This is a genomic window from Pseudomonas sp. Ps21-P2, from assembly GCF_039672565.1.
In the GTDB taxonomy this organism is placed as follows: domain Bacteria; phylum Pseudomonadota; class Gammaproteobacteria; order Pseudomonadales; family Pseudomonadaceae; genus Aquipseudomonas.
In genome coordinates, this window is record NZ_JBDFPL010000003.1 from 55,019 (window position 1) to 74,579 (window position 19,561).

Below are 19,561 nucleotides of genomic sequence, written 5' to 3' on the forward strand. Positions count from 1 at the left end.
CCAGTCATACGCATATATGTCAGCCCCCCCCACTAGATTCACTCCCCCCAGTGCTCTACATTGCACCATCACCAAACACCCGCCGAGCCGTCAAAAAATGCCTGCCTCCCGCCCAACCCTCCACCCTCAAGTCCTTCGCGCTGGCGACGCCGTAGCGCTGGTGTCCCCAGCCGGCCCGGTCGCCGAAGCCCGGGTGGAAGCAGCCGTGCGGGAACTGACCTCCTGGGGACTACGCCCCCGCGTCTACCCCCACGCACTGGACAACATCGGCTTCCTGGCAGGCACTGACGCCAATCGCATTTCCGACCTAAACGACGCCCTGGCCGACCCCGAGATCCGCGCCGTTCTCTGCAACCGCGGCGGCTACGGCGTTCAGCGCATCCTCGGCCAACTCGACTACGACGCCGTACTCCGCGACCCGAAACTGGTAGTCGGCTTCTCGGACATCACCGCCTTGCACGCCGCACTCTGGACACGAACGGGTCTCGCCACGGTTCACGGCCCGGTGGCCGCGCAGCTGGAGAAGGGCGGCATCTTCGCCAGCACGCTCAAGCAGGCATTGATGAGTACCGAGCCATCCGTCATTCATGCCGATCCATCAGAACCCACCTTCAGCGTGCGCACGTCGGGCGCTGTCGAGGGCGTGCTGCTTGGCGGCAATCTGAGCATGCTGAGCACCTGCATCGGCACACCCTTCATGCCTGACCTGGAGGGCGCGATTCTGCTGCTCGAAGACGTCGGCGAGCTGGCGTATCGGGTGGATCGCAATATCACTCACCTGCTCAATTGCGGGATTCTGCAACGACTCGGCGGTATCGCGTTGGGTCAGTTCAGCGAGCCGGGTCATGGCAATAACCCGATCCGGCCGCCCGATGTCTTGATCGAGCGTCTGGGCAATCTGGGCATTCCGGTGCTTGGCGGTCTGTCCATCGGCCATGGCGACCGCAATCTTGCGGTGGCGTTGGGCAGTCATGCGGTGCTGGATACCGAGGCGGGCACGCTGACGGTGGCCCCGGCCACGCGCTAGTACGACGATCACCGTTCTGTAAGCGACCTCGCTCTAGCTATTTGCCAGCATTCTGACGTCAAGACCTTGTTTTGCCCCGTGGGCATTGCGAATCTTCACGGATATTGATTGGCCGTGCGCAGATGGCCTTGCCAAGTGCGCCCTCAAGCTGTGGAGCGGAAACTGATGATGTCGGCCGTGAAGACGCGTTTCGCTAATCTGGGGATGGCCAAGAAGCTGGGCATCGGGTTCGTGCTGGTGCTGCTGTTGACGGCGCTGGTCGCGGCCATCGGGGTCTGGTCGCTGCGCTCGATCAGTGCGCATTTCGACAGTCTGAAGGCGATGACCGCGCTCAACAGCGATGTGAATCGTGTGCGGCTGCTGGAGCAGGATTACGCCTTGCACGGTGACCCGCAGGTGGTCGATCAGGTTCACGCCGGGCTCGATGGTTTAAATGCCCAGGCGGAGCAGCTCAAGGCCGGCGCGCCGATCAACGAGCAGGTGATGGGCCAGGTGCAGCAGGCGCTGGCGGCCTATCGCGCGTCGTTTGACGAGTTCGTTAGCATCAGTCAGAGCAAGGATCTGGCGCTGGAAATGGCCAGTTGGTCGGTGTCTAGCGTCGCCAATAATCTCGATGTGTTGCAGGCGGGGCTGGCCGATGATGGCGCCTACACGCTGAAGGATTCCCAGGGCCAGCAGGGCGCGGAGTTCATCGAGCAGGCCGGTCAGGTCAGCCAGGTGTCCAAACTGATGATGCAGGCCATGGACGAGGCCCGGGTGCGCCTCGACAAGAGCCGCAAGACGGGCTCGGGCGAGGAGGTCAAGACCGGCAAGATCGAGCAGGCGGTTCAGGCGCAGGAACTGGCCGAGCAGCTCAAGGGCGTGATCAAGGACGCCGGTTACCTCACGGTGCTGACCGAGGTCGGCGGGCACATCAGCAATTTCAGCGACAAGCTCAACGAATACACCGGGCTGCTGGAGTCGGAAGCGAAGGTCTCGCAACAACTGGCGAGCAACGCCAAAGCTGTGGTGCAGCAGGTCAATCAGGCCTATGACGCCGAAGGCCTATCGATGCAGAGCGAGTTGCAGGCCAACTCGATGATGATCATCGGCTCGTCCGTGTTGGCGCTGGTGGTCGGGCTGATCGCGGCGCTGGTGATCACGCGCCTGATCGTCGCGCCGCTGCGCAGCGTGATCGCCACCGCCCAGCGGATTGCGGCCGGCGACCTGAGCCGCACCGTGAATGTCACCCGCAAGGACGAAATCGGCCAGTTGATGCAAGCGATGCAGCAGATGGGCGCGGGCTTGAGCACTATCGTCAGCGGGCTGCAGGCGGGCATCGAGCAGTTGGCGACGTCCGCCCATTCCCTGTCGGCCGTGACCGAGCAGACCAATCTGGAAGTCAGCAGCCAGAAGGAAGAAACCGAGCAGGTGGCGACGGCGATGAACCAGATGACCGCCACCGTCCACGACGTCGCACGCAACGCCGAAGAAGCCGCGCTCGCCGCGCAGACTGCCGACGACAAGGTCGATTCGGGCCAGGCCGTGGTGCGCCAGAGCATGCAGCGGATCGAACAGTTGGCCTCGTCGGCCAGCTCCGCCAGCAATTCCATCGAGAACCTCAGCGCGGAAATCCAGAACATCGGCACCGTGCTCGGCGTGATCAAAAGCGTCGCCGAGCAGACCAATCTGCTGGCACTGAACGCCGCCATCGAAGCGGCGCGGGCGGGGGAGCAGGGCAGGGGCTTTGCGGTGGTGGCCGATGAGGTCCGCGCGCTGGCCAAGCGCACGCAACAGTCCACGGAAGAAATCGAGCGGCTGGTCAGCCGTCTGCAAAGCGGTGCCCAGGCGTCGGTGGTGCAAATCCGCAGCAGCGGCGAGCTGGTCAAACTGGCGGTGAGTGATGCGCTGCAGACCGAGAGCGCGCTGGGCAGCATTGCCGCGGCCGTGTCGATGATTCAGCAGATGAACCAGCAGATTGCCGCTGCGGCGGAAGAGCAGAGTTCGGTGGCGGAAGAGATCAACCGCAGCGTCACCAGCATTCGCGCCAGCGCTGATCAGTCCGCGCTGGCGATGCAGGGCAACGCGGCTTCCAGCATCGAACTGGCGTCGCTGGGGCTGGAGCTGAAAGGCATGGTCGGGCACTTCAAATTATGAGTCGGGCTTGTAAGCCATGCTCCGCTGCTCAGCCGGAGCATGATCCCGCGCTTTTGCAGTTCAGTCGTCGCTGAGGTCCACCCCCGAACCCGGTGTCCAACGTGCCACCTGTAGATGATCCCCATCGTCCAGACAGCCGCGCTGTGGCGCAGTAAACACAATTCCTGTGTGCGAGCTTGCTCGCGAAGACGGCATTTCAGCCACTGAAGACTCAGCGGATATCCCGGCCTCTTCGCGAGCAAGCTCGCTCCCACAATCCGTAGGTCGCCAGATACATCGGCGGAGTTGGTATGTTTGACGAGCGCGCGCTTGCCCGTGAATGCAATCTGCCTGCTGCCATTGATGTCGACTGACTCACCGCGAATCGCGGGCAAGCGCGCTCCTACAGAAGAGTGGCATGCCGCGCGCGCTCATTTGCGATAGTTGAGAATCACCAGCGTCAACACCCCCGCGACGATCCCCCAGAACGCCGAACCGATGGAGAACAGCGTCAGCCCCGACGCGGTGACCATGAAGGTGATCAGCGCGGCTTCGCGCTCTTTCGGCTCGTTCATGGCCACGGTCAGGCCGTTGATGATGGAACCGAACAGCGCCAGCGCGGCAATCGACAGCACCAGTTCTCTGGGAAACGCCGCGAACAGTGCCGCCAGCGTTGCACCGAACACCCCCGCGATGGCGTAGAAAATCCCGCACCAGATCGCCGCCGTGTAGCGCTTGTCGCGGTCTTCGTGGGCGTGGGGGCCGGTGCAGATGGCGGCGCTGATGGCCGCGAGGTTGATGCCGTGGGCGCCAAACGGCGCGGTGATCAGCGAGATGATCCCGGTGGCGGTGATCAGAGGCGAGGCGGGAACCTGATAACCGTCGGCGCGCAGCACCGCAACGCCCGGCATGTTCTGCGAGGTCATGGCGACGACGAACAGCGGAATGCCGATGCTGATGGTCGCAGCGATGGAGAACGACGGCGTGGTCCACACCGGCATCGCCACTTCCAGGGCGAAGCCGCTGAAGTTCAGCAGGCCGAGTATGCCCGACAGCGCGACGCCGACCAGCAAGGTGACCAGCACGGCGTAGCGCGGCGAATAGCGTTTGACGATCAGGTAGGTGAAAAACATGCCCAGCACCAGGCCGGTGCGGTGTTGCGCGGCGACGAAGATTTCGCTGCCGATCTTGAACAGAATCCCCGCCAGCAGGGCCGCTGCCAGTGATGTCGGCAGGCGCTTGACCAGCCGTTCGAAGCTGCCGGTGACGCCGCAAATGATCACCAGCGCCGCGCAAGTGATGAATGCGCCGATCGCTTCAGGGTAGGCGACGCCGCCCAGGCTGGTGATCAGCAACGCCGCGCCCGGCGTCGACCACGCCACGGTGATCGGCGAGCGATAGCGCAACGACAGGCCGATGCTGCACACCGCCATGCCCATGAACAGCGCCCAGATCCACGAGGAAATCTGCGCCGAGGTCAGCCCGGCGGTCTGACCGGCCTGAAACATCAGCACCAGCGAACTGGTGACGCCGGTCATCATGGCGATGAAGCCGGCGACGATGGCGGAGGGCGAGGAGTCGGTCAGCGGTCGCAATGGCGCGAGGGGCACGTCAGTCATGCGGGTCTATCCTTGGCGCAGCGGTTGAACAGAGCTGCCAGCCTATACGCAGTGGTCATGCCTCGTTGCAATACAGCCATCGGCGCAATGGTCGGCACAGTTTCGGCCGCGGTCTGCAAACCGGCGGGTCAGCCGCGGGTCATCGTGTTGCCCAACACCTGATTCACCGCCATCCAGCCATCCACCGCGTCTTGCCCGGCTTCGGCGAACACCCGTTGCAGCAGCTTGACCTGCTCGCGGCGCAACGACTCTTCAAATTTGCGTCCCTCGGCGGTCAGCTCCAGCAGGCGCTTACGTTTGTCGTCCTCGGGCGCAACGCTCAGCACCAGCTCCATCTCAATCAACTGCCGCAGCGGCGTGTTCAGCGCCTGCTTGCTCACCCCGAGCTTGCCGAGCAATTCCTTCACGCTCAGGCCAGGGTAGCGAGCGATGAAAAACACAATGCGCTGGTGCACCCGACTCAGCCCACGTCGGTCGAGCATTTCATCGGCCTTGGCGGTGAACGCCTGGTAGCCGAAGAAAAACGCTTCCATGGCAATTTGCTGGGTGGATGAATTTTTAAGGTCAAGCATATTGACGTATCCGTGTTCGGCATCGTAATTTCGGTCAACCAGTTTGACGTATTCCCCTTTCTTTCCGCCAGCGGTGATCCCATGCCATTTTCCGAACGCGTTACCCGTTTGAAGAGTTCACTGATTCGCGAAATCCTCGCCGCCGCCCAGCGCCCGGAGATGATGTCCTTCGCGGGCGGATTGCCGGCCGAGGCCATGTTGCCGAAGAGTGAATGGTCTGACATGCCGCGCAGTATCGGCCAGTACGGCATGAGCGAAGGCGAGCCGCAGTTGCGTGAGGCGTTGGCCGCCCAGGCGCGGGCGTTGGGCATCGACTGCGACGCGAGTCAGGTAATGATCGTCAGCGGTTCCCAGCAGACGCTGGACCTGGCCGCCAAGCTGTACATTGACAAGGGCACTGAGATCCTGCTCGAAGCGCCGACCTATCTGGCGGCGCTGCAGATCTTCCAGCTGTTCGGCGCCGACTGCCTGACCGTGCCGCTGCGCGCCGAAGGCCCGGATCTTGAAGCGCTGCGTCAGCGCCTGGAGCAGCACTCGCCGTCGTTCGCGTACCTGATTCCCACGTTCCAGAATCCGTCGGCGGTGCGCTACAGCGAAACCGCGCGGGATGCCGTGGCGGCGTTGCTCGACGAGTTTGGCGTCACCCTGATCGAAGACGAGCCGTACCGCGAGCTGACGTTTGACGGCGGCAGTGCCCGGCCCATCGTAAGCCGCCTGAAAAAAGCCAGCTGGATCTACACCGGCACCGTGTCGAAAACCCTGATGCCGGGGTTGCGCGTCGGCTACCTGATCGCCACGCCGGACCTGTTCCCGCATTTGCTCAAGCTCAAGCAATCGGCGGATCTGCACACCAATCGAGTCGGCCAGTGGCAGGCGTTGCAGTGGATCGGCAGCGAGCACTACGAGCAACATTTGCTGGAACTGCGCAGCTTCTACCGCACCCGTCGCGATGCGTTCGAAGCCGCGCTGCAGCGGCATTTCGCCGGTCTGGCGGAATGGAACAGTCCCCAGGGCGGCCTGTTTTTCTGGCTGACGCTCAAGCACAAAATCGACACCCGCACGTTACTCGACAGCGCCCTGGCGCAGAATGTCGCGTTTATGCCGGGCGAGCCGTTCTTTGCCGATCCGGACGCGAACCCGGGTTACCTGCGGCTCAATTTCAGTCACATCGACCCCGAGCGCCTGGACGAAGGCTTGAAACGGCTGGCCGCCGTCATTCGGCACACACAGCTTTCACAGGCGGCCTGATACATTACGCACACGCACGACCGGCACGACTGACGGCACACGATTGAGGGGAGAGGGCTGATGTACAAGGTTTACGGCGATTACAACTCGGGCAACTGCTACAAGATCAAGCTGATGCTCAACCTGCTCGGCGCGGAATACGAGTGGGTGCCGGTGGACATCCTCAAGGGCGAGACCGAAACCGAAGCGTTTCTGGCGAAGAACCCGAACGGCAAGATTCCGGTCCTTGAGCTCGAAGACGGCACCTGCCTGTGGGAGTCCAACGCGATTCTCAACTTCCTCGCCGAAGGCACGCCTTACCTGCTGACCGAGCCCCGCCTGCGCACGCAAATGCTGCAATGGCAGTTCTTCGAGCAGTACAGCCATGAGCCGACCCTGGCGGTGGCGCGCTTCATTCAGTTTTACCTGGGGATGCCAGAGGATCGGATGGAGGAATACCACTCTTTGCACCGGCGCGGTAACAAGGCGCTGAAAGTCATGGAGCAACAGCTGCTGCGCACGCCGTTTCTGGTGGGCGAAAACTTCTCCATCGCCGACATCGCGCTGTACGCCTACACCCACGTCGCCGATCAGGGCGGCTTCGACCTGACGCAGTTCCCGGCGATTCAAGCCTGGCTCGCGCGGGTCAAGCAGCAACCGGGTTACGTTGGCATGCTGGACTGACTTCAGCGTTGTTCACTTATAAGGAGATGACACATGCAGTACAGGATGATCGCAGTCGGAATGCTCATGGCGCTGGGCATCGGCTGCTCGGCCCAGGCTCAGGACTGCGACGCCACTCAGGCGTCGATGAACCAGTGCGCGAGCCAGGAATACAAGGCGCTGGACGCTGAATTGAACACCCAATACAACGCGCAGATGAGCTACCTGAAGACCCCGGCGCGCAAGAAAGCCCTGCAGGATGCGCAGAAGAAGTGGATCGCGTTTCGCGACGCCGATTGCCAGTATCAGGCCGGCAAGCGGGAGGAGGGCGGGAGCATGTGGCCGCTGGTGCAGGCGCAATGCCTGTCAGCGCAGACCAAAGTGCGGGTTGAGCAATTGAAGGCGTATACGGCGTGTCGCCAGGAAGGCTGCCCGAAGTAAATGCTCACTTTTTAGGCTGCCTTTGTGGTTTTGACACCACGTTGGCCCGCCGATGACGCAACTCCTGTAGGAGCGAGCTTGCTCGCGAAGAGGCCATTCAACGCACTGAATTTCCATCGGCAGGCACGCCGCCTTCGCGAGCAAGCTCACTCCCACAGGTTTTGAGGAATGGCCGAGAGGATGAGTTGACCCCGGATCCCACAGGTTTTGCGGAATGGCTGAGAACTGAGTCGACCCCCGATCCCGTGGGAGCGAGCTTGCTCGCGAATTGGCCAGTCAACGCACTGAATTTCCATCGGCAGGCACGCCGCCTTCGCGAGCAAGCTCACTCCCACAGGTTTTGAGGAATGGCCGAGAGTATGAGTTGACCCCGGATCCCACAGGTTTTGCGGAATGGCTGAGAGGGTGGGCCGACCCCCGATCCCGTGGGAGTGGACTGCATCAAACCGCCGAGAATCGCTTCTCCAGGTAATCAACGATCACTTTCGATTCATACATCCACACCGTCTGGCCTTCTTCCTCGATCCGCAGGCAAGGCACCTTGATCCGGCCGCCGCCGCTGAGCAGCGCCTGACGATCGGGCTCGTTGTTCTTCGCATCACGAAGGGCCACAGGCACATTCAAACGGCGCAGCGCCCGGCGGGTCTTCACGCAGAACGGGCAGGCGTGGAACTGATACAGCGTCAGCGCTTGCGCCGACGCATCGACGGCAGCCTGGGCTTCGGGAGAACGCTTCTTTTTGCTCGGCCGCGTCAGGAAATCGCCCGCGATTACGAGCTGGCCGAGACCGACTCTCACTGCTTTCATCAACACGCTAAAACCTCACTCGGCGGCACGAACCGCCAGACAGCCGCAGCCTGATGCTGCGGCCTTCAGGACGCCGGGATCACTTGATCAGGCTGAGAAACTCGGTGCGGGTCGCAGCGTTTTCGCGGAATTCACCCAGCATCACCGAAGTGATCATCGACGAATTCTGCTTCTCGACGCCGCGCATCATCATGCACATGTGCTTGGCTTCGATGACCACTGCCACACCCAGCGCGCCGGTGACCTGCTGGATGGCTTCGGCGATCTGGCGGCTGAGGTTTTCCTGGATCTGCAGGCGACGAGCGTACATGTCGACGATGCGCGCGACCTTCGACAGGCCCAGCACTTTGCCGCTCGGGATATAGGCGACGTGGGCCTTGCCGATGAAGGGCAGCAAATGGTGTTCGCAGAGCGAATACAACTCGATGTCCTTGACCACCACCATTTCGCTGTTGTCGGAGCTGAACAGCGCACCGTTGGTGACTTCTTCGAGGGTTTGCTCATAGCCGCGGCAAAGGTACTGCATGGCTTTGGCTGCGCGTTTCGGGGTGTCGCGCAAGCCTTCGCGGGAGACGTCTTCGCCGAGTTGACCGAGGATGGCGGTGTAGTTCTGTTCCAGAGTCACAGGGGTGTGTTCCGTGTGGGTTCAAAAAACGCAGGGTTGCGGGCCTGCAAAGGCGCACATAGTAGCGTAGCTGGACGCGCAGGGGTACGGCAGGCGGCCGAGACGCCTGCGGCATGGCGCCGCCGTGACTGTGTCAGCCGACCTTTACCCAACCTTTACCGAGGGGATATGTCGGAATGTGTCGGCTTGATGTCTGAAGTAACGGGTGACAGATGCCCGGATGAAGAGAGTGCTTATGATGTTTAGCCGAATCGCGAAAATCGCACTGGTGATTGCCCTGGCGTCGTCGGTTTCGGGGTGTTTTTTCGGACCGGGTTGGGGCCGCCACGGCGGTGGCTGGCATGAACACCGCTATTACGACGGTGGCCCATACGATGGCGGACGGGGCGGTTACGGCCCTGGACCTGGACCTGGTTACTACCGCCGCTGATTTTTACTGATCATTTGACGCATGAAGCACAGGCCGCGAAGGGAAGACCCATCCCTCGCGGCCTTTTTGTTGGGTGCAAGTTTCGTATCAGGCTCGATACCTGATCGGTACCAAACCACGACGCGGATTCGCAGGCTTGTGCTGTCAGAAGCAACAGGTGATGAATACCTGTGATCAAGCCCGCTTTAAGAGAGAAATCGAAATGTTGAGTCGTATAGCGAAAGTCGCGATGGTCATCGCGGTGATGTCGGCCATGTCCGGATGCTGGCCATTCTGGGGCCCGGGCGGGGGAGGCCACGGCGGTCACGGAGGCGGTGGTGGCGGCGGTCACTATGAAGGCGGTGGCCCGGGTGGCGGCGGTGGCGGTGGCGGCGGTCCTGGCCCGCGTTGATCGGATAAGCGCTTAATGAGCGGTGGGAGCGACCGGGGGTGTCGCTCCCACAAGGACTGGTCGGCAGACGCCTGTCTTACTCGTCACGTCCTTCCATCATGGTCCGCTTGAGGATCACGTACACCGCGCCTGCGCCGCCATGCTTGGCAATACAGGAAGCAAATCCCAATACCTGCTGATGCTGACGCAACCACGTATTGACGTGGCTCTTGATCATCGGCCGCTTGCCGTCCAGCCGCACCGCCTTGCCGTGGGTAATGCGCACGCAGCGCACTTCCAGCTTGGCCGCCTCGGCGAGAAATTCCCACATCGTCTCGCGCGCCATTTCGACGCTCATGCCATGCAGGTCCAGGCTGCCTTCAAAGCTGATCTGCCCCAGCTTGAGCTTGCGCATCTGGCCTTCCTGCACCCCGTCACGGGCCCAGTACAGCGTGTCTTCAGGGCCGACATCGATCACGAACTGGTCTGACAGACCATCAACGGTAATCGTCGCATCGGAGCGCACGGTGGCCGCCTGACGCAGCTTGGCCAGGTTCTTACGGTCGGTTTTGGGTTTTCCTACGTCCGCATGTTCAGTCTTGATGGGCTTTACGCCGCGAATCTCACTTCTGAACAGGGAAAAATCGTCGTCTTGCATGGTGGTCTCCGCGAAGGGGGCCAGTTTAACCGCGTCACGCCAGAATCGGCGCGACTATCGATGATCAGGGCTTTCGATGATTAAACGGCAGCGGATGACGCGAAGGTCAGTCGTGCTTCTTCATCAGGTGGGGAGACATGTTCAGTTCGCCGGCACGACGGCGGCGACGGCGACTGCGGCGCCAGAACCAGATGCCGACATACAGCATCAACAAACCGACGATGACTGTGACCGCAGCGCCCGCCGGACTGGCATTAAGTTCGCCCAGTGCGACGGGGTTGCCGATCAGGCTGGCAACACCGGCCATTGCCAGCAGCACGCCAGCGGTGGCCAGAACGGCCGACATCGCTGCAATAATGCGCATCCGCCAGCTGCCCTGGCCCTTGGGGCGCAGGCGACGGGCATCAAAACCATCGGATATTTTCATTCCGATTTCCTCTATGGGTATCGGCGCTCTGACCCGCACAGCGTGGGGGTGGTTCCCGCCTGGCCAGGTTTCAGGGGCATTACGAATCGATTACGGATAGGCGGTCAGGTGAACAGGGTTAACCCCGCCTGACGACTGCATTTGTACGCCTTTTCTTCAGGAACTGCCGGAAAATGATCCGCGCGAGGGGAATGCGCAGTCAGCTCGTTGCAACAGCTCCTGTCGAGGGAGGATTCAGATCAGGTCTTTGGTCAGCGCCAGTTTGGCGAAGTTGTCGTTCATGATTGCCATCTCCGCCTGCTGCACCAGCTCGGCCTTGATGACGCCGCTCGGGGTCGGCAGATCGCGGGTGGCGCAGGCGTCCTCCACCAGCGTGCAGCGAAACCCGTAGTCCTTGGCCGCGCGCACGGTAGTGCTGACGCTGGAGTGGCTCATGAAACCGCACACCACCAGGTCCAGCCGGCCACGGCTCTCCAGCAAGCTGTGCAGCGTGGTGCGGTCGTCGGTGGAGACGGTCCCGTTCAGCGCGTTCGGCAGGCGTTTTTCGATGATGATTTCGTCACCCTGCGGCTGCAGTTCAGGCACGAATTGCCCGCGCTCGCCCTGGGGATCGAACATTCCGCCCACGGTGCCCAGATGACGCACGTGAATGATCGGCGACTTTGCTGCACGGGCGGCAGCGACCAGTTTGACGATGTTGTTGATGGCGTCCTGAACGCCGGTCAGGGCGAGAGGGCCGCTGAGGTATTCCTTCTGCGCATCGATGATGATCAGGGTGGCATTACTTAATGTGGCCGCTGCGTATTCACGGCCACTGAGTTGGAACATGGTCTTGGGACCAGTGTTTGAAACAGACATCGGGGGGCTCCTTCGAGTGGGGCTTTTGCCACATTGTCCACTGGCAGAGCGATTCTGTGAATCGCCATGCTCACAGACCTCGCTTTTTTGCCGGGCTTCAAGCCGTCGAGCAGGTCGCGGTTGCTGTCATAGTGCCTGCAAAACGAGGTAAAGACTGTGGAAAGTTTTGCGCGAGGCCGCTGCACCCGGTGCGGGATCGTTTGTTGCGTGGATGGCTGATAGAATCGCCCGTCGTTTTTTCAAGGAGTCTGCCGTGATCACTTCCCGCCTGCGCACCCTGCGCGATCATATCCGTTGGGCTGTCAGCCGTTTCCACGGGGAAGACCTGTTTTTCGGCCATGGCACCGACAACGCGTGGGACGAAGCCCGCCAGTTGGTCCTCGGCGCCCTGCACCTGCCGTGGGAAATTGCCGACAGTTACCTGGACTGCAACCTTGAAGACGAAGAGCTGGTGGCGGTGCAACACCTGATCAAGCGACGCATCGAAGAGCGTGTGCCCACGGCGTATCTGCTGGGTGAAGCGTGGTTCTGCGGGATGTCATTCATCGTCGACGAGCGCGTGCTGATTCCGCGCTCGCCCATCGGTGAACTGATCGAGCAGCGGTTTGCACCCTGGCTGGCCAGCGATCCGGCCCGCATTCTCGACCTGTGCACCGGCTCCGGCTGCATTGGCATCGCCTGCGCCGACGTGTTCCCCGACGCTGAGGTGGTGTTGTCCGACCTGTCGTTCGAGGCGCTGGAAGTGGCGAATCAGAACATCGAGCGCCATGGCGTGGACCAGCGCGTGTATACCGTGCAGGGCGATGGTTTCGACGGCCTGCCGGGCCAGCGTTTTGACCTGATCGTGTCCAACCCGCCGTACGTCGATGCCGAAGATTTCGCCGACATGCCTGACGAATACCAGCACGAACCCGAGCTGGCGCTGGCCTGCGGTGACGACGGCTTGAATCTGGTGCGGCGCATGCTGGCCCGGGCCGCAAACCATCTGAACGAGAAGGGCTTGTTGATCGTGGAAGTCGGCAACAGCCAGGTTCACGTCGAAGCGCTGTACCCGGAAGTGGACTTCGCCTGGCTGGAATTCGAACGCGGCGGCCACGGCGTGTTCATGCTGACGGCAGAGCAGTGCCGCAATCATCAAGACGTCTTTGCAGCGCGGATCTAATCAGATAATCGGCGGGCCTCTTCCCGGCTACAGCCGGTCCTGCTATGGATACGCGGTCAAACAGTGGGACCGGCTTCAGCCGGGAAGGCGTCGGACGTCACACCGCAAATCTGATGGCGAACACACCGGCCTCTTCCCGGCTAAAGCCGGTCCCACTATGGATACGCGGTCAAACAGTGGGACCGGCTTCAGCCGGGAAGGCGTCGGTCGTTACACCCTAAATCTGATTTCGAACACACCGGCCTTTGCCCTGTTAACGCCGGGTCACCGATGGGTCGCAATCCAGATCAGCAGGCCGGCCTGAAACACGGCGAAGGTGACCAGGCAGGCGATGGTGAAGCGCAAGCCGGCGTCGTCCCGGCGGTATTTGCTGACCTTGTCTTCGGACTTCTTGATCGTGACGTCCTGTTCCTGAATCCTCTGTTCGGCCTGTTGCAACATCTGCGCGGCGTCGAGGATCTGCACGATCTGGATTTTGTCGGCGTTCCAGGTGTTATTGAGGTTGCCGACCTTGGCGTCCTTGATGGCGCCTTTCAGGTGCTGCGCATCGGCGTAGACGACTTCGAAACCCTGGGTCTTGAGGAAGTGATCGCGACGCAGGCGCGTGTCCTCGTTGAGCGCATCCTTATTCGCCAGTGCGACGCCTTCAATCTTGTACTCGGCGCATCGTTTCTGCGCCCAGGCGATGCCCTGGGCCAGCATGAAACGGCCCAGCCCCCGGTTCCACGGATCGATCTGCAAGCCGGACGCCGGGCCCACGCGAACGCTGCGATTGGCATGATCCACCCAGATATCCAGACAATTCTGTTCTTTGCGGGTCTTCTGCCCCGGCAACTGATAGGTCATGCGCAGCAGGCTGAATTCCTTGTTGTGGCGCTCGGCCTTGCCGAATTCAACGAAGCGCAGCGGGCGGGCGCCGGTCGCGCGGTCGGTCGGCAGGGGCGCCAGACGCAGCATCGAGAAGTGCTCCGCGTGTACTTCTTCCCACAAGACAGGCGCGGCGACTTCGCCTTCTTTGGCTTCGGTCGGCTCGACCGCGTCGGTTTGCATGGTTGCTTCTGTCATCACGGCGATCCTGTTATCGACATTGCCCGGCACATGGCACCGGCACACGATGCCAGCAGACAGCTATCGGCCGTTTCTGACGAAGCTAAAGGGATCGTGCGTCGACTTCCGCGTCAACGAGAAGAGCACCGGCCTCAGGCGGCCGGTACCGAGTCGAGAAATTTCAGGATGCGGTCGGTCACTTCGCTGGCCAACGGCAACTGCGGATCCTTGTAGGACGCCAACTGCCGCTTGATGTCCATCGGCACGATGCGCAGCACGTGGTTCATGCCGTCGATGATCGCCAGTTGCGAGTCGGGTTTGGCCTTGTGCAGCAGCTCGGCGTCGCCCACGCCCACTTGCATGTCGTTGCGGCCCTGAATGATCAGTGTCGGGATTTTCAGTTGCCCGAACGCTGCCGTCGGGTTCTGCCGGAACAACGAAATCAGATAAGGCTGCACGCTTGGGCGGAACACCACCTGAAGGGGTTCGGGCACGTCGTTGTCAGTCTTGCCGGCCTTGATCTCTTCGATCAGTTGCTCGCTGCGCGCCAGCAGCGGAGGAGGGAGGCGATCCTGCAGTTGCTCGCGGACCACTTGATCCACCGGGCGACCGGTGCCGGCTACCGAGATCAACGCGACGGCGCCCGCACGTTCTGCCGCCAGGGTGGCGACCAGTGCGCCTTCACTGTGGCCCATCAGAACCAGAGGGCCCAGGCGCGAGTCGGTCTTGAGTTTGGCGGCCCAGGCGACCGCGTCGTCGACGTACTTCTCGATGCTCAGATCGCGCTCGTCCGGGGTGGCAGGGCGACTGGCCGCGACGCCGCGCTTGTCGTAACGCACGCTGGCAATGTTGTGCTTGGCGAGGATCAGGGCGAGACGCTTCATGCTGTCGTTGCGTCCGCCGTCGGAGTTGTTGCCATCACGGTCGGTCGGCCCTGAGCCGGCGATGATCAACACCACGGGCACCGGTTTCGCCGATTTGGGCAGCAGCAGCGTGCCGAACAGCTCGCCGGTGCCGGTGTCCAGGCTGATGGGGCGCTGCAGCACGACGGGCGTTCCGGCGTGGGCGATGGATGACAGCAGGGTCAGGCTCAAGATGATCGCTCGCAGCGGCCAGAAGCCGCGAATCAGGGGTAAGGCGCTTAGCATTGCAGGACCGTCATCAATAAAGTGTCAATTGGACGCGGGCAAATGAATAAGGTTCGAGGATGAACTGCGCCATAAGCCTGCGTATACTGGCGCGCTTGAGTTTTTGAACGTCCTCGGAGCCTCCCGCATGTCCGGCAATACCTACGGCAAGCTGTTCACTGTCACCACTGCCGGCGAAAGCCACGGTCCGGCACTGGTTGCCATCGTTGACGGCTGCCCGCCGGGCATCGAGCTGTCGCTGGAAGACCTGCAGCGTGACCTCGACCGCCGCAAGCCGGGGACCAGCCGCCACACCACCCAGCGTCAGGAGCCCGACGAGGTCGAGATCCTGTCCGGCGTCTTCGAAGGCAAGACCACCGGCGCGTCCATCGGCCTGCTGATTCGCAACACCGATCAGAAGTCCAAGGACTACTCGGCGATCAAGGACCTGTTCCGCCCCGCCCACGCCGATTACACCTACCACCATAAATACGGCATCCGCGACTACCGTGGCGGCGGTCGCAGCTCTGCGCGGGAAACGGCCATGCGCGTCGCCGCCGGGGCCATCGCCAAGAAGTTTCTCGCCACCCAGGGCATTACCGTTCGCGGCTACATGAGCCAGCTCGGCCCGATCGAAATCCCGTTCAAGACCTGGGATTCGGTGGAAGACAACGCCTTCTTCAGCCCTGACCCGAGCAAGGTGCCGGAGCTGGAAGCCTACATGGACCAGCTGCGTCGCGATCAAGACTCGGTGGGCGCGAAGATCACGGTCGTGGCCGACGGCGTGATGCCGGGGCTGGGCGAGCCGATCTTCGACCGTCTCGATGCCGAACTGGCCCATGCGTTGATGAGCATCAACGCGGTCAAGGGCGTCGAGATCGGCGCCGGCTTTGCCTGCGTGGCCCAGCGCGGCACCGAGCATCGTGACGAAATGAGCCCCGAAGGTTTTCTGTCGAACAACGCCGGCGGCATCCTCGGCGGGATTTCGTCCGGCCAGCCGATCGTTGCGCATCTGGCCCTGAAAGCGACCTCCAGCATCACCACGCCGGGGCACTCGATCGACGTCGATGGCAACTCCGTCGAGGTCATCACCAAAGGCCGCCACGACCCTTGCGTCGGCATCCGCGCCACGCCCATTGCCGAAGCGATGATGGCCATAGTCCTGGTTGACCATCTGCTGCGCCACCGCGGGCAAAACGCTGACGTGCGCGTCACCACGCCGATTCTGGGTCAGCTGTAATGCCTGAGCCGCGCGTTGCCGCCGCGGTCATCTGAGCGTGGCGGCGCTCCCTTACTGGCGGCTCGCCAGCTTCTACCTCTTCTATTTCGCCCTGCTTGGGGCCACGGCGCCCTACATGGCGCTGTATTTCAGCCACCTGGGATTTTCCGCCGCGCGCATCGGCGAGTTGGTCGCGATCCCGATGCTGATGCGCTGTGTTGCGCCCAACGTCTGGGGCTGGCTCGGCGATTACACCGGCCGACGCCTGACCATCGTGCGCTTCGGCGCCATTTGCGGACTGGCCTGTTTCAGCCTGATTCTCGTCGACACGTCCTACGCCTGGCTGGCGATGGTCATGGCCCTCTATGCGTTTTTCTGGCACGCGGTGCTGCCGCAATTCGAAGTCATCACGCTGACGCATTTGCAGGGCCAGACTTCCCGCTACAGCCAGATCCGGCTGTGGGGATCCATCGGCTTCATTCTTTCGGTGGTCGTGTTGGGCCGGATGCTGGAGTGGTTCAGCCTGGATTACTACCCGCAACTGCTGCTATTGATCCTGCTCGGCATTATCGCCAGCAGTTGGTGGGTGCCAAACGCGCAGCCGGTGGTCTCGGGCGTGCGGGTCGCGGGCGAGGGCTTTCTCAGGCAGCTGATCAGGCCGGGTGTGCTGGCGTTTTATGTCAGCGTCGCATTGATACAACTGAGCCACGGGCCGTATAACACCTTTCTAACGCTGCATCTGGAACACCTCGGCTACAGCCGCGGGATGATTGGCCTGCTGTGGGCGCTGGGGGTGATCGCTGAAGTGTTGATGTTCATGGCGATGAGCCGTGTGCTGCAGCGCTTCAGTGTCCGTCAGGTGCTGATCACCAGCTTCGTGATCGCCGCATTGCGCTGGCTTTTGCTGGGTAATCTGGCCGATCATCTGGCGATTCTGATCGTCGCCCAACTGATGCACGCAGCCACCTTCGGCAGCTTTCATGCGTCGGCCGTGCATTACGTGCAACGCAGTTTTGGCCCACGCCAGCAAGGTCAGGGTCAAGCGTTGTACGCCGCCCTTTCCGGCACCGGCGGGGCGATGGGCGCTTTGTATTCCGGTTACAGCTGGAACGCGCTGGGCGCCAGCTGGACCTTTGCCATTGCGAGTCTGGCGGCCGTGGCCGCTGCTGTCCTGACCGCCACATGTATGAAAGAGGAGCGCGTATGAGTCGCGAAGCACTGGCTCGGGAAATCATCGAAGCGGGGCAGTTTCTGTACGCCCGGGGCTGGTCGCCCGCCACCAGCAGCAATTATTCCGTGCGCCTGTCGCCGACCGAAGCGCTGCTGACCGTCTCCGGCAAGCACAAGGGCCAGTTGGGCATCGACGACGTGCTGGCCACCGACCTGGCCGGCAACAGCCTGGAACCGGGCAAAAAGCCGTCGGCCGAAACCCTGCTGCACACACAGCTTTATAGCTGCAAGCCAGCGGTAGGCGCCGTGCTCCACACTCACTCGGTCAACGCCACCGTGCTGTCCCGGCTCACTGCCGGCGACCACCTGGTGTTCGAGGACTACGAGCTGCAAAAAGCCTTCAGCGGCGTTTCCACCCATGAATCAAAAGTGGTGGTGCCTATTTTCGACAACGATCAGGACATTGCCCGGCTCGCGGACAAGGTTCAGCCCTGGCTGGATCAGCACCCTGACTGCGCCGGTTACCTGATTCGCGGTCATGGTTTGTACACCTGGGGCGCGAAGATGAACGATGCCTTGCGCCAGATCGAAGCCTTCGAATTCCTGTTCGAATGCGAGCTCAAGACCCTGTCCGTGCTCAACCGCTGATCGCTGCAGCGTTGATGGTTGCGCGCAGCGTCCCCACTGCCTGAATCAAACGCGTCGGATCGGCCCCAGAGCCGACAGACGCGGACCGAACCGAGGAAGCCCCGCAATGAGCAGTCTGTCCGTTTACCACGTGTCATCCCCCGAACTGCCCAACAAGGTCCTGACCCACCTGGAAGACATTGCTTCGACCCTGGCCGAGCACGGCGTGGCGTTTGACCGCTGGCAGGCGGCAACGCCGATTACCCCCGGCGCCAGCCAGGAGGAGGTCATCGCGGCCTACCGCACCCAGATCGACAGGCTGATGACCGAGCGGGGTTACGTGACCGTCGATGTGATCAGCCTCAACAGTGACCACCCGCAGAAGGCCGAACTGCGCGCCAAGTTCCTCGAGGAGCATCAACATGGCGAAGACGAAGTGCGGTTCTTCGTCGCCGGCCGCGGGCTGTTTACCCTGCACATCGACGACTTCGTCTACGCCGTGCTGTGCGAGAAAAACGACCTGATCTCGGTTCCGGCCGGCACCCGTCACTGGTTCGACATGGGCGAGCATCCGCATTTCGTTGCCATTCGCCTGTTCAACAACCCGGAAGGCTGGGTGGCCAAGTTCACCGGCGAAAGCATCGCCAGCCAGTTCCCGCGCCTTTTGGAAGACTGACCAACATGACCATCAAAGCGATCCTGACTGACATCGAAGGCACCACCAGCGCGGTGAGCTTCGTCTTCGACGTGCTCTTTCCGTACGCCAAGCAGCATCTGCCCGGGTTCGTTCGGCAGCATGCCAGCGAACCCGACGTGGCCGCGCAGTTGCAGGCCGTGCGCAACGACAGTGCTGAACCTGACGCGAGTGTCGATCGGGTCATCGAGATCCTGTTGCAATGGATCGCCGAAGACCGTAAAGCCACGCCGCTCAAGGCATTGCAGGGCATGGTCTGGCAGCAGGGTTACCAGGCCGGGCAGCTCAAGGGACACGTTTACCCGGATGCCGTCGAGGCGCTGAAACGCTGGCATCAGGCAGGGTACGCGTTGTACGTCTACTCCTCGGGCTCGATCCAGGCGCAGAAGTTGATCTTCGGCTGCTCCGAGGCAGGCGATCTGTCCGGGCTGTTCAGCGGCTACTTCGACACCACCTCCGGGCCCAAACGTGCCGAGGCGTCCTATCGATCAATTGCGTCAAGCATCGGCCAGCCGGCGGAAGCGATTCTGTTCCTGTCCGACATCGTCGAAGAGCTCGATGCCGCGCAACAGGCCGGCATGGCCACCTGCGCACTGGTGCGCGATGGCGGAGAACTGAACGGGCACATCAACGTGAGCAGTTTTACGGCGATAGAGCCCAGCGCTTTCTGATGAAT

21 protein-coding genes are annotated in these 19,561 nt (G+C 62.0%); 12 read left to right on the forward strand and 9 right to left on the reverse strand.

Translation table 11 applies throughout. The features are described from left to right. Nucleotides 1–97: 97 nt before the first annotated feature. Nucleotides 98–1,027, forward strand: coding sequence for an LD-carboxypeptidase (locus ABEH28_RS07860; protein WP_346629582.1), 930 nt, complete (start codon nt 98–100; stop codon nt 1,025–1,027). A 165-nt stretch (nt 1,028–1,192) separates the two neighbouring features. Further along, nucleotides 1,193–3,163 carry a methyl-accepting chemotaxis protein gene (locus ABEH28_RS07865; RefSeq protein ID WP_346629583.1) on the forward strand — a complete coding sequence of 657 codons (1,971 nt, stop codon included), beginning with the start codon at nt 1,193–1,195 and terminating at the stop codon, nt 3,161–3,163. Between the two features lie 410 nt (nt 3,164–3,573). Here the strand turns inward: ABEH28_RS07865 and ABEH28_RS07870 are convergent, their stop codons facing one another. After that, nucleotides 3,574–4,761 carry a benzoate/H(+) symporter BenE family transporter gene (locus tag ABEH28_RS07870; protein ID WP_346629584.1) on the reverse strand — a complete coding sequence of 396 codons (1,188 nt, stop codon included), beginning with the start codon at nt 4,759–4,761 and terminating at the stop codon, nt 3,574–3,576. A gap of 128 nt (nt 4,762–4,889) precedes the next feature. Further along, nucleotides 4,890–5,333 (reverse strand): MarR family transcriptional regulator, encoded by a 444-nt coding sequence (locus ABEH28_RS07875; protein WP_346629585.1) that lies wholly within the window; start codon nt 5,331–5,333, stop codon nt 4,890–4,892. A gap of 81 nt (nt 5,334–5,414) precedes the next feature. On the opposite strand from ABEH28_RS07875, the gene ABEH28_RS07880 reads away from it, so the two are divergent. Genes ABEH28_RS07880 through ABEH28_RS07890 form a run of 3 tightly spaced genes read left to right on the forward strand, consistent with a single transcriptional unit; the run spans nt 5,415 to nt 7,664 of the window. Then, the gene (locus ABEH28_RS07880; protein WP_346629586.1) at nt 5,415–6,581 is read left to right on the forward strand and encodes a PLP-dependent aminotransferase family protein; all 1,167 of its coding nucleotides are present in this window, start codon (nt 5,415–5,417) and stop codon (nt 6,579–6,581) included. 60 nt (nt 6,582–6,641) lie between these two features. Beyond that, complete coding sequence (locus ABEH28_RS07885) at nt 6,642–7,244, forward strand: glutathione S-transferase family protein (protein WP_192175052.1); 603 nt, start codon at nt 6,642–6,644, stop codon at nt 7,242–7,244. Nucleotides 7,245–7,277: 33 nt separating this feature from the next. Beyond that, entirely contained in the window at nt 7,278–7,664 is a 387-nt protein-coding gene (locus tag ABEH28_RS07890; RefSeq protein ID WP_346629587.1) for a lysozyme inhibitor LprI family protein, read from the forward strand. A 441-nt stretch (nt 7,665–8,105) separates the two neighbouring features. Here ABEH28_RS07890 and ABEH28_RS07895 read toward each other — a convergent pair whose 3' ends face one another. After that, nucleotides 8,106–8,471: a glutathione S-transferase N-terminal domain-containing protein gene (locus ABEH28_RS07895; RefSeq protein WP_346629588.1), complete on the reverse strand. Its 366-nt coding sequence runs from the start codon at nt 8,469–8,471 to the stop codon at nt 8,106–8,108. A gap of 79 nt (nt 8,472–8,550) precedes the next feature. After that, a complete protein-coding gene (gene folE, locus ABEH28_RS07900) occupies nt 8,551–9,096 on the reverse strand; it encodes a GTP cyclohydrolase I FolE (protein WP_065989346.1) in 546 nt (181 codons plus the stop codon). 632 nt (nt 9,097–9,728) lie between these two features. On the opposite strand from folE, the gene ABEH28_RS07905 reads away from it, so the two are divergent. Further along, a complete protein-coding gene (locus ABEH28_RS07905) occupies nt 9,729–9,917 on the forward strand; it encodes a hypothetical protein (RefSeq protein WP_205484118.1) in 189 nt (62 codons plus the stop codon). Nucleotides 9,918–9,993: 76 nt separating this feature from the next. Here the strand turns inward: ABEH28_RS07905 and ABEH28_RS07910 are convergent, their stop codons facing one another. The 3 genes from ABEH28_RS07910 to ABEH28_RS07920 form a co-directional block, all read right to left on the reverse strand. Further along, the gene (locus ABEH28_RS07910; protein ID WP_065989376.1) at nt 9,994–10,554 is read right to left on the reverse strand and encodes a Smr/MutS family protein; all 561 of its coding nucleotides are present in this window, start codon (nt 10,552–10,554) and stop codon (nt 9,994–9,996) included. Between the two features lie 106 nt (nt 10,555–10,660). Next, entirely contained in the window at nt 10,661–10,981 is a 321-nt protein-coding gene (locus tag ABEH28_RS07915; RefSeq protein WP_192175048.1) for a hypothetical protein, read from the reverse strand. A 234-nt stretch (nt 10,982–11,215) separates the two neighbouring features. Then, the gene (locus ABEH28_RS07920; RefSeq protein ID WP_192175047.1) at nt 11,216–11,839 is read right to left on the reverse strand and encodes a cysteine hydrolase family protein; all 624 of its coding nucleotides are present in this window, start codon (nt 11,837–11,839) and stop codon (nt 11,216–11,218) included. A 253-nt stretch (nt 11,840–12,092) separates the two neighbouring features. On the opposite strand from ABEH28_RS07920, the gene prmB reads away from it, so the two are divergent. Further along, nucleotides 12,093–13,001, forward strand: coding sequence for a 50S ribosomal protein L3 N(5)-glutamine methyltransferase (prmB, locus tag ABEH28_RS07925; RefSeq protein ID WP_346629589.1), 909 nt, complete (start codon nt 12,093–12,095; stop codon nt 12,999–13,001). Nucleotides 13,002–13,265: 264 nt separating this feature from the next. Here prmB and ABEH28_RS07930 read toward each other — a convergent pair whose 3' ends face one another. Next, nucleotides 13,266–14,066, reverse strand: coding sequence for a hypothetical protein (locus ABEH28_RS07930; RefSeq protein WP_346629590.1), 801 nt, complete (start codon nt 14,064–14,066; stop codon nt 13,266–13,268). Nucleotides 14,067–14,200: 134 nt separating this feature from the next. Beyond that, the gene (locus ABEH28_RS07935; RefSeq protein ID WP_346629591.1) at nt 14,201–15,196 is read right to left on the reverse strand and encodes an alpha/beta fold hydrolase; all 996 of its coding nucleotides are present in this window, start codon (nt 15,194–15,196) and stop codon (nt 14,201–14,203) included. A gap of 127 nt (nt 15,197–15,323) precedes the next feature. Between ABEH28_RS07935 and aroC the strand changes: the two genes are divergently transcribed. The 5 genes from aroC (at nt 15,324) to mtnC (ending at nt 19,556) form a co-directional block, all read left to right on the forward strand. Next, nucleotides 15,324–16,415, forward strand: a complete 1,092-nt coding sequence (gene aroC, locus ABEH28_RS07940) for a chorismate synthase (protein WP_192175043.1) — start codon at nt 15,324–15,326, stop codon at nt 16,413–16,415. A gap of 31 nt (nt 16,416–16,446) precedes the next feature. Continuing rightward, nucleotides 16,447–17,601 (forward strand): MFS transporter, encoded by a 1,155-nt coding sequence (locus ABEH28_RS07945; RefSeq protein ID WP_346628333.1) that lies wholly within the window; start codon nt 16,447–16,449, stop codon nt 17,599–17,601. Continuing rightward, entirely contained in the window at nt 17,598–18,212 is a 615-nt protein-coding gene (locus ABEH28_RS07950; protein WP_192175042.1) for a methylthioribulose 1-phosphate dehydratase, read from the forward strand. The genes ABEH28_RS07945 and ABEH28_RS07950 overlap by 4 nt, the downstream gene beginning before the upstream one ends. A gap of 106 nt (nt 18,213–18,318) precedes the next feature. Beyond that, nucleotides 18,319–18,867 (forward strand): acireductone dioxygenase, encoded by a 549-nt coding sequence (locus ABEH28_RS07955; RefSeq protein WP_346629592.1) that lies wholly within the window; start codon nt 18,319–18,321, stop codon nt 18,865–18,867. Between the two features lie 5 nt (nt 18,868–18,872). Further along, on the forward strand, nt 18,873–19,556 hold the full coding sequence (gene mtnC / locus ABEH28_RS07960; protein ID WP_346629593.1) for an acireductone synthase: 684 nt from the start codon (nt 18,873–18,875) through the stop codon (nt 19,554–19,556). The last annotated feature ends 5 nt before the right edge of the window (nt 19,557–19,561 follow it).